Source organism: Alkalibacterium gilvum, from assembly GCF_900109085.1.
Taxonomy (GTDB): domain Bacteria; phylum Bacillota; class Bacilli; order Lactobacillales; family Carnobacteriaceae_A; genus Alkalibacterium; species Alkalibacterium gilvum.
This window is the reverse complement of record NZ_FNYW01000004.1, coordinates 87583-97481: the sequence shown is the minus strand read 5'-3', so window position 1 is coordinate 97481 and position 9899 is coordinate 87583. Positions and strand designations below refer to the sequence as shown.

The following is a 9899-nucleotide window of genomic DNA, read 5'->3' as shown; positions in this document are numbered from 1 at the left end:
CCTGATGATCAAGTTGAATACATTAAAGAGAAAGTAGCTGATCATTGGACGCCGGACGTCATTATCGGCAGAGCAGAAAAGAACATCAGCTGCTCTATGCGAACCCTTTATCGTCGATTTCAAGACAGCGAGACGTTCAATGTGGCCACCCTACCAATGAAAGGTAAACGAAAACCTAACGGTCATAAAGAAAAACGAGGTAAACAAGCATTCAGACGGCAACTAAAAGACCGTCAGAGAGACTACCCTGATTTTGCCAATGAGTTTGGACATTTAGAAGGCGATACGATCGTTGGCCTTAATCACAAAAGTGCAGTGATCACGCTAGTCGAGCGGCTTTCTAAGGTGATCATTACTTTGAAGCCTGATGGCCGGAAGGCCAAAGATATTGAAAACAGTCTTCACTCTTGGTTCAGTCACCTCCCATCACATCTCTTTAAGTCAATTACCTTTGACTGTGGCAAAGAGTTTTCGAATTGGAAAAGTATTAGTAACCAGCATGATGTGTCTATTTTCTTTGCAGACCCAGGGTGTCCGTCTCAACGTGGTTTAAATGAACAGTCCAATGGCTTACTCCGTCGCGACGGTTTATTGAAACAGATGGATTTCAACACGATTAACCAAGCCTTTGCCTCGTCAGTAGCTAACAAGAGAAACAAGATTCCTAGAAAATCGTTAGACTATAAAACACCCGTTGAAGTATTTTTGGAACATGTACCAGATTGGAAGTTGTCTAGCTTAAGTTGACAAACTAAAATTATTAAAAAGCAACGATATATTTTTATTCAACCTACAAATATCGTTGCTTTTTAAGTGTTTTTAGAATTTAGATAAAACCTTTCATTCGTGTTGTTATAATTTTTCTCAGGATGGTAAGCTATAAAGACCATCAATAATAATAACTAGGACTTACTCTTATTATATTTATTATTGAAATAAATATTCTCCGTTTGAATCAATTACTTTACGATACCAATCAAAACTTTTTTTCTTATATCGCTCCATCGTTCCTGTCCAGTCATCATAGTAATCAACAAAAATAAAGCCCCAACGTTTTTTCATAGTTCCAGTAGAGCCACTAACAAAGTCCATCACAGCCCAATTCGTGTAACCGATTACTTCAACTCCGTCTGCAATTGCTTCATTTACTTGTAATAAATAATCACGTAAACCTTCAATTCTGTAATTGTCATTTACTGTTAGATTGCCATTTTCATTTTCTTCAAGTTCTTCCAACTTTGAAACACCATTTTCAACAATGAATTGAGGTAGTTGGTATCTATCCCAGATTATATTTAAAATAATTCTTAAACCAACTGGATCAATTACCCAATTCCATTCGTTAACTTTTAGCTCAGGATTTAGTTTTTTGCTAATAATATTAACATCTCCGTCGCTTTTTTCCGCGCCATACTCAGCTACCCCACTTTGATAATAACTATAAGCTATTATATCAACAGTATTTTCTTTTAATATTTTTAATTCTTCGTCCGTTACATTTAATTCAATACCCTTATCTTTAAATTCTTTTATCTTCCATTTGGGATATTCACCAAAAGTATGAACATCAGTATGGAATAACATTTCACGAATATCAAAATATTGTTGTAAGCCATCTTCAGGTTTTGAGCTCATAGCATATACTGGTCCAATTGTAGTTGTACAACCTACTTGTAAATTTGTATTGATATTTTTAATACATTTAATCGCTTTAGCATTTGCTACAAACATATTGTGATGGATTTGTGCGATAACAGTATCATTAATAGTGTTTGGATCTTGAGACACGCCCGCTTGAAAAAATGGTTGCATACCTGAAATATTAACTTCATTGAATGTAAACCAGTATCTAACTTTGTGTTGATAACGCTCTACAATCGTTTTAACATACTTTAAATAATATTTAATCGTCTCTTTATTAGCAAAACCATTATAATTATCAGCTAAATATAGTGGCATTTCACCTGTATGAGTTATTGTAATAACTGGTTCTATACCTTGTGATAACAATTCATCGAATAAATCATCATAGAACTGTAATCCTGCCTCGTTAGGCTCTTCTTCAATACCATTTGGATAAATTCTTGTCCAAGCTATAGAGGTGCGTAAAGCTCGTAATCCTAATTCTCCAAATAATTTAACATCTTCTTTGTAGCGATTGTAAAACTCAACTGCTCTATGTTTCAAATTTCCTGGTCCAGGTTTCTTCGTACGCCCATCTTCAGGTGAGTGAGGTATGACATCTGCTACAGCAATACCTTTTCCGTCTTTATCATAAGCACCTTCAAAATGATAAGCGGCAGATGCACTGCCGAATAAAAATTTCTCATTAAATACGCTTTTGTGTATCATTAAATAAACTCTCTCCTTTAATAGTCAGGGATAGTACTTTCACAATAAAGTACTATCCCATTTAGTTGCTATTTAATTTCTTTAGATTCTGCTAATTCTTTATACCAATATGCACTCTTTTTAGGGGTTCTTTCTTGAGTGTCAAAGTCGACATAGAATAAACCATAACGCTTATTATAACCATTCGACCATGAAAAGACGTCCATTAATGACCAAACAAAGTAACCTTGTACATTGACTCCATCCTGAATTGCTTTATGGACAGCTGTTAGATAGTCCTTAATATAATCAATTCTAGGTTGATCATCAACTTTACCATCTTTAATTTCATCTTTATACCCTAGACCGTTTTCAGTTATATAAATCTTCTTGTAATTAGGGTATTCTTCTTTAACGCGGATAAGTTGATCATATAAACCTTGGGGGTAAATCATCCAATCCCAATCGGTACGAGGAACATCGACATCGAAAACTTTTTCGCCTACTCCTTTAATTCGGTAAGCTGATGTACCTTCGTCTCCTGTACTATTATGGAATATTTCTGTTTCTCCATCATATGCTCGCATCCAGTCACTCATATAATGGTTAATACCCAAGAAATCATTTAAATCTTTTGCTTCGTTGAGGATTTTCATATCTTCATCTCGTAAATCTAATGAACCTCCGTTAGCTTCAAAAATATGATTTACACCATCCATAGTTCTTTGAGAATAAGAACCATTATAGGTAGCGTCTAAAATAAATTTATTTTGAATAATATCCTCAAGTTCTGCGGCGCGTACGTCTGCAGGATTTTCTTTATCATATGGGTATTTTGTTTGCAAAGCATGAACAACACCGATTTCACCTGGATAATTATTTTGTTTAAATAATTTTACAGTTTTAGCATGTGCTAACATCATATTATGGTGAGACTGGAATACTTTACTGAAATCGTATTTGATACCTGGTGGAAATTTACCAGCAAGATATTGTCCATCTCCGATTGGACCAATTTCATTAAATGTAGTCCAGTAATTGACTTTGTCACCATATTCTTCAAAACAAAACTTAGCATATTCGACAAAATATTCAATGTTTTGTCGATTTAAAAAGTCTCCATTTTTATGCAAAGCTTCAGGAGTATCAAAGTGATGTAGTGTTATAAAAGGCTCAACACCCCGCTTATGCGCTTCATCAATAACGTTGTGATAAAATTCTACGCCTTTCTTATTGACTTTACCATGGCCCTTTGGAAAAATACGTGACCAGGCAATTGATATTCTGATTCCGTTGACACCAAATTCTTCTGCCAACTTTAAATCAACTGGGTAACGATTATAAAAGTCACTTGCTGGTTCTGCACTATACCAGTAGTTTTCTTCTAAGAAAGTATCCCATGCTACTCTTCCCTTTCCATCTTTATCAACAGCACCTTCAGCTTGATAAGCAGCGGTTGCTCCTCCAAATATGAAGTTTTCTGGTAGTTTCAACATTAAATTCCCTCCTGAGATAGTGTCGGATCATTACTTACATGATCTTGTTCTTCATTTAATATATCTAAAACAAAGTTTAAAGAACCCTTTGGATCGTTGGTAAGAGATATATACTCTTTTCCTTTAGTTTTGACTAATTTAATTCCTAATCTATCTGCGTCTTTTTTAATATCTGCATAATTAGAAGCAACTTGTGGAGCGAGTATAATTAAATCATAGTCTTTCATGATATCATAGTGAGCCCCGTATGATCCTGCAGCAGAATTGATTGGGACGTTATATTCTTTAGCAGCTTTGGATAGCGCATTTGCTAACAGACCACTTGTCCCGCCACCGGCACACAAAACTAAGACATTTTTTTCGTCATTATCTTCTTTTTCATTCATAGCGTAAACTAAATCATCGACGCTCTTTTTAGGTGTGTTTTCTTTTTGTGCTTCTTCTGCTACAATCTTATTCTCTTTTTCAAACATTTGCTCATCGTAAACCTTAAAGAATGGGTAATAAATTAAAACGTCCATTGCTAAAAGTAAAATAGCTAGCAAAAAGGCTAAAGGAGCAAAACCTGTACCTAGAACCAAGCCAATTGGGCCGGGAGTAGTCCAGGGCAAGAAGTATAAAATACTGTTCATCTTAAGAATATCTACAAAAACTTTAAATAACCAGATGTTCGCAATTGGAGCTATCATGAAGGGAATGAAGAATACCGGATTGAGAACTATAGGCGCTCCAAACAGTATTGGCTCGTTCACTCCAAACGATGTTGGAACAAATGAAGCTTTTCCAATTGCCTTATTTTGTTTAGATTTAGCCATCAACATAAACATAAAAGGAACAACAAATGTTGCACCAGTACCTCCTAAAGTAGCGACAAAGTGCTGAGCGCCAGGCGTTAGAACATGGGAAGCATGTTCGCCAGCTTGAAACAACCTTAAATTGGCATCTAAATTCAGGTAAATAATAGCTGAAATTGCAGGTTCTACAATAGAAGGACCATGAATTCCAATAAACCAGAAAAATGACATAGCTCCATAAATCAGAGCTAATCCCAAATAGCCATCTGCAGCTGTGAATAGTGGCTGAAACATTTGAATAACTGCTTGAGCAAAATTTATTCCGACAATGCTTCTAATAACAATATCTACAATTAACAATAATAAAGACGATGCAGCGAATGGAAGTAAATCTTTAAATGTTTGAGAAATGTTGGGTGGAACTTCTTTAGGCATTTTTATAGTAATATTGTTTTTTATAAAAATATTATAAATATTTACTACAACGAAAGCTGATACAAAAGCTGATAATAGACCAGTACTACCTAAATAACCACTAGCAAACCCACCCACAATTGGATCTGAAGAAAGCAATAAGAATCCAACTATAGCAGCTAACATTGTAGAAATATTATTTATTTGATTATTCTTAGGTAAGTCCCTATTGAAAGAATCAGTTAATGACTTCGCAGTGGTTCCAGCAACTAATAAACCGAGTATTCCCATTGAATAGTTATATGGCTTTATGATAATAGCTTCGATGCTTTCACTCCAATAGAACCCAAAAATATTCGGTACATAAGCTAGTAACATGAAAACACTTGAAAATAAAACTACCGGCATAGCAGCGATAAAACCATCTCTGACGGATCTTAAATACTTGTTTCTGGAAACCTTTTCGAAAAACGGTTTCATTTTCTCAATTTGAGCTATTAAATTATTCATTTATATCATCCTTTCTTATAGAGCTTTATTAGATGTTTTACAATATCACGTAAAAGTAATGTGGTCATTAGATGATCTTGACCGTGTACCATTATAAAGCCAACTTCTATTTCGTCTCCTGCAGCTTCTTGAGATAACATTGAAGTTTGAGTATTATGAGCGTCATTTATACTCTCATCTGCTTCAGCAACTAAAGCTTCAGCTTTTTCAAAGTCCCCTTTCTCGGCAGCCTCAATTGCTTCTAATAAGTTAGAACGTGCATCTCCTGCGTGAGCTACAATCTCAAAACCCATCATATTCGCTTCTTTTCTATCCATGTAGCTTTCCTCCTAATTATTATAAGAAAATGTTTTATTTTTTTCTTATTTGTTTGTTTTTGTTAAGATTAGAATATCACTGGTGAATAGCATTGTCAACTACAAAAATAAAATAAATATATAGTTGACATGTATTATTTATAATGATAAATTTACTAAAGAAACAATTGCAAACAAAAACAAACAATTTGTTAAAGGAGGTTTTTATACTGTTAAAAGATCAAAGGTTAGAAACTATTCAAAAACTAGTTAACACGCATGGAATTATAGGTGTATCAGATTTAACTACTGAACTTGATGTAACAGAAATGACAATTCGTCGCGATCTTAAATCTTTAGAAGAAGAAGGACTTATCCAACGAGTTCATGGAGGCGCTAAACTCCCAGAAAATTTATCAGAGAAAGAACTTTCTCATTCAGAGAAGCAAGAGATAAATATTTCTGAAAAAATGTATATAGCAAAAATTATCGCTTCTTTAATTGAATCTGATGATACGATATTTTTAGGACCAGGTACAACTATAGAATTAGTTTGCGATTATCTCGAAGTGGTTCCTATGCGAATCATAACGAACTCTATCCATGTTTTTAATAAGTTTAAAAAAATAGATATACATGATTTGATACTGATAGGAGGAAGTTATAGAGAACGGACAGGAGCTTTTGTAGGAAGTATAGCCAATCGGGCACTTTCTGATCTACGAGTGAAAAAAGCATTTATAGGAGTAAATGGTATTAATCGAAACATGGCATTTACGTCGAACGAAGAAGAAGGAACCACACAAAGCATAATCTTAGATAACGCTCAAAAAAAGTACTTTGTTGCTGATCATAGTAAAGTTGCTAAAGAAGATTTTTACGGTTTCTATAAATTAAATGAAAAAACAACATTGATAACAGATAATAAATTGTTTTCTACTAAAAAAGAAGAAATTGAAAGATTTACGAAAGTAATTAACTAATTAGAATGGAGCGATATATTGTGAAAGTATTTTTAGGTTCAGATAAAGCGGGTTTAGAATTAAAAAATGTTATTAAAACTTATATTAATAAAGAAATAAATGATTTGGAAGTGATAGATACTACTCCAGAGGGTGCTGAAGATTTTGTTGAATCAAGTTTAGCTGTAACCAAATCCATTAAAGATAATGAAGGATCTACAGGTATTTTGTTCGATGAAACAGGTGCAGGTTCGTTCATGGCAGCGTCTAAAATAAAAGGCATTATAACTGCAGAAATTTCAGATGAACACTCTGCAAAAATGACTAGAGACCATAATAATGCTTCGCTGATAACGCTAGGTTCTGGAATAGTAGGGGATCGTTTGGCTAAAAAAATCACAAAAACTTTTCTTAGTGCTGAATATTCAGGGGGTCGCCATCAAATACGTGTAGATATGCTGGATGCTATGTGCTAATTTTCTTAGCTTTAAAATTATATTAGGTTTAAATAAAATTTGAAACAAATTTTTATATTATAAAGGAGACGAACTAATGATTATTGCACTAGGAAATGACCATATTGTTACTGATACAAAAATTGCAGTTTCTGATTATTTAAAGAAACAAGGACATGAAATTATTGATGTTGGAACACATGATTTCACTCGTACTCATTATCCGATATATGGAAAGAAAGTAGGAGAAGCAGTTGCTTCTGGCAAGGCAGATCTAGGTGTTGTTATTTGTGGAACAGGTGTTGGAATTGCAAATGGTGTAAATAAAGTTAAAGGAGTAAGAGCTGCATTGGTTAGAGATATCACTACAGCTGTTTATGCAAAAGAAAACTTAAATGCTAATGTAATTGGTTTTGGTGGTAAAATTACAGGAGAGCACCTCATTTTCGCTTGCATCGATAATTTTATTGAAGCAGAATATAAAGAAAACAAAAAAAATAATGACATTGTCCAAAAAATAATGTCTTTAGAAAATGAAGAGAATATCGAAAAAACTAATAAAAAATTTGCTGAATTTTTAGGAAAATGGGATAAGGGAGAGTATCAAGACTAAATTGTCACAGTATATTTTGAAGACTTTTTCTTTTAAAAAAATTAAAAACAAAGACGAGGGAAGAATACGATGATATTAACAATAACTATGAATCCTTCTGTTGATATATCTTATTCTCTGAATCCTTTTAAAATAGACGATGTAAATAGAGTTGAGTCTGTTAGCAAAACTGCTGGAGGAAAGGGACTGAATGTAGCTCGAGTAATTTCCCAAATGAATGAAGAAGTTAAAGCCACAGGAATTATGGGAGGAACTGTTGGCAGTTATATTTCAAAAACCTTGAAAGCAGAGAATATCAAACAGGATTTCCTTATGATAAAGAAAGAATCACGTAACTGTATTGCGATATTACATGAAGAAAATCAAACTGAAATATTGGAATCGGGTCCAACTTTGGAAAAGTCAGAAGGAGACTTATTTCTAAAAAAATTATCTGACTTATTAAATCATGTTTCCATAGTAACGATTTCTGGAAGTTTACCAAAAGGTTTATCCCCTAAATATTATCAAAAACTTATTTCATTATGTGAAAAGAAAAAGGTGCCTGTTTTATTGGATACAAGTGGACGAACTTTGAAAGAAACTATAAGTAATAGTTCTAAACCGCTTTTAATCAAGCCTAATGAAACAGAATTAGGCGATTTAATAAATAAAAAGATTTCTAACTCAACAGATGTTTTGAAGAAGGCCTTGAGCCATGAGATTTTTAATGAAATAGAATATGTTATTGTTTCTTTAGGAGCGGATGGAGCTTTCGCTAAATACAAAGAAAGTTTCTATAGGATTACCATTCCAAAAATTAAAGTAATGAATCCAGTCGGGTCTGGCGATGCCACTATGGCGGGACTGGCAATTGGTTTAAAACAGAAAAAATCTATAGAAGAGACGTTAAAATTAGGCATGACAACAGGTATGTTAAATACAATGGAGAAAAAAACTGGGTTTATAGATAAACGTAACTTTGATAATTACTATAGTAAAGTACATGTTGAGAAAGTTAATTAAAATTAATATTAAAAGAGGAGTGAGATCTTGTTAGAAATTAGTGTAGAAAAATATCAAGCATTAGAGAAACTTTCAGACAAAGATGGATTTATTTCAGCTTTAGCAATTGACCAGCGTGGGTCATTAAAAAAAATGATTGCGGAAGCAAGCTCAGAGAAAGTTGGAAATGAAGGTATCATCAACTTTAAAAAGTTGATTTCAAAAGAATTAACACCCTATGCTAGTTCGATTCTTCTTGATCCTGAATACGGTATTCCAGCTTCAAAGTTACGTGAGAGTAATGCAGGCCTATTAATGGCGTATGAAAAAACCGGCTATGATGCAAGTGAGCCGGGTCGTTTACCGGATTTACTAGAAGATTGGTCGGTAAAACGATTGAAAGCTGAAGGTGTTGACGGAGTGAAATTTTTACTCTATTACGACGTGGATGAAGAGCAGAAAATAAATGAATTTAAGCATGTTTACATGGAAAGAATAGGATCAGAATGTATGGCAGAAAATGTTCCTTTCTTTTTAGAAATCGTTACCTATGATTCAAAAATAGAAGATGCTAAAGGTAAAGAATATGCTAAAGTAAAACCACATAAGGTTATCGAAGCAATGAGAGAGTTTTCTAAACCTCAATATAACGTAGATGTTCTAAAAGTTGAAGTACCTGTAAATATGGATTATGTAGAAGGATTCTCTAGTGAGGATTATGTATATACTAAAGAAGAAGCGCAGACATACTTTAAAGAACAAAGCGAAGCTACTGAACTGCCGTTTATTTTTCTTAGTGCAGGGGTAACGGCAAAGTTATTTCAAGAAACTTTAAAATTTGCATATGAAGCTGGTTCTAGTTTTAATGGCGTGCTTTGTGGAAGAGCTACTTGGAAAAATGCAGTAGAACCATATGCGTCTAAGGGCAAAGAAGCTGGACAAAAATGGTTGAGAACAAAAGGGAAAGCTAATATTCAAGATTTAAATGAAGTCGTAAAATCCACTGCTATTCCTTGGCATGATAAAGTAAAAGTACAAAAATGA

General features: G+C 33.7%; 10 protein-coding genes. 6 read left to right on the top strand and 4 right to left on the bottom strand.

The window, feature by feature from the left end; genetic code table 11:
* The coding region (locus BMX83_RS02790) for an IS30 family transposase (protein WP_091633025.1) at nt 1-747 on the top strand (747 nt) is incomplete at its 5' end.
* Between the two features lie 180 nt (nt 748-927).
* Here BMX83_RS02790 and BMX83_RS02785 read toward each other — a convergent pair.
* The 4 genes from BMX83_RS02785 to BMX83_RS02770 all read right to left on the bottom strand — a co-directional run bounded on the left by BMX83_RS02785 (nt 928) and on the right by BMX83_RS02770 (nt 5862).
* Nucleotides 928-2352 (bottom strand): glycoside hydrolase family 1 protein, encoded by a 1425-nt coding sequence (locus BMX83_RS02785; protein ID WP_091633023.1) that lies wholly within the window; start codon nt 2350-2352, stop codon nt 928-930.
* Nucleotides 2353-2420: 68 nt separating this feature from the next.
* A complete protein-coding gene (gene lacG / locus BMX83_RS02780) occupies nt 2421-3827 on the bottom strand; it encodes a 6-phospho-beta-galactosidase (protein ID WP_091633020.1) in 1407 nt (468 codons plus the stop codon).
* Nucleotides 3827-5545 (bottom strand): lactose-specific PTS transporter subunit EIIC, encoded by a 1719-nt coding sequence (locus BMX83_RS02775; RefSeq protein WP_091633018.1) that lies wholly within the window; start codon nt 5543-5545, stop codon nt 3827-3829. The genes lacG and BMX83_RS02775 overlap by 1 nt, the downstream gene beginning before the upstream one ends.
* Nucleotides 5546-5550: 5 nt before the next feature.
* On the bottom strand, nt 5551-5862 hold the full coding sequence (locus tag BMX83_RS02770; protein WP_091633014.1) for a PTS lactose/cellobiose transporter subunit IIA: 312 nt from the start codon (nt 5860-5862) through the stop codon (nt 5551-5553).
* A 143-nt stretch (nt 5863-6005) separates the two neighbouring features.
* Between BMX83_RS02770 and BMX83_RS02765 the strand changes: the two genes are divergently transcribed.
* The 5 genes from BMX83_RS02765 to lacD all read left to right on the top strand — a co-directional run bounded on the left by BMX83_RS02765 (nt 6006) and on the right by lacD (nt 9899).
* Complete coding sequence (locus BMX83_RS02765; RefSeq protein ID WP_342707555.1) at nt 6006-6824, top strand: DeoR/GlpR family DNA-binding transcription regulator; 819 nt, start codon at nt 6006-6008, stop codon at nt 6822-6824.
* A 20-nt stretch (nt 6825-6844) separates the two neighbouring features.
* Entirely contained in the window at nt 6845-7279 is a 435-nt protein-coding gene (gene lacA, locus BMX83_RS02760) for a galactose-6-phosphate isomerase subunit LacA (protein WP_091633011.1), read from the top strand.
* A gap of 76 nt (nt 7280-7355) precedes the next feature.
* Entirely contained in the window at nt 7356-7871 is a 516-nt protein-coding gene (gene lacB, locus BMX83_RS02755) for a galactose-6-phosphate isomerase subunit LacB (protein WP_091633008.1), read from the top strand.
* Between the two features lie 69 nt (nt 7872-7940).
* Nucleotides 7941-8876, top strand: a complete 936-nt coding sequence (locus BMX83_RS02750; RefSeq protein WP_091633005.1) for a hexose kinase — start codon at nt 7941-7943, stop codon at nt 8874-8876.
* 27 nt (nt 8877-8903) lie between these two features.
* Nucleotides 8904-9899 carry a tagatose-bisphosphate aldolase gene (lacD, locus tag BMX83_RS02745; protein ID WP_091633003.1) on the top strand — a complete coding sequence of 332 codons (996 nt, stop codon included), beginning with the start codon at nt 8904-8906 and terminating at the stop codon, nt 9897-9899.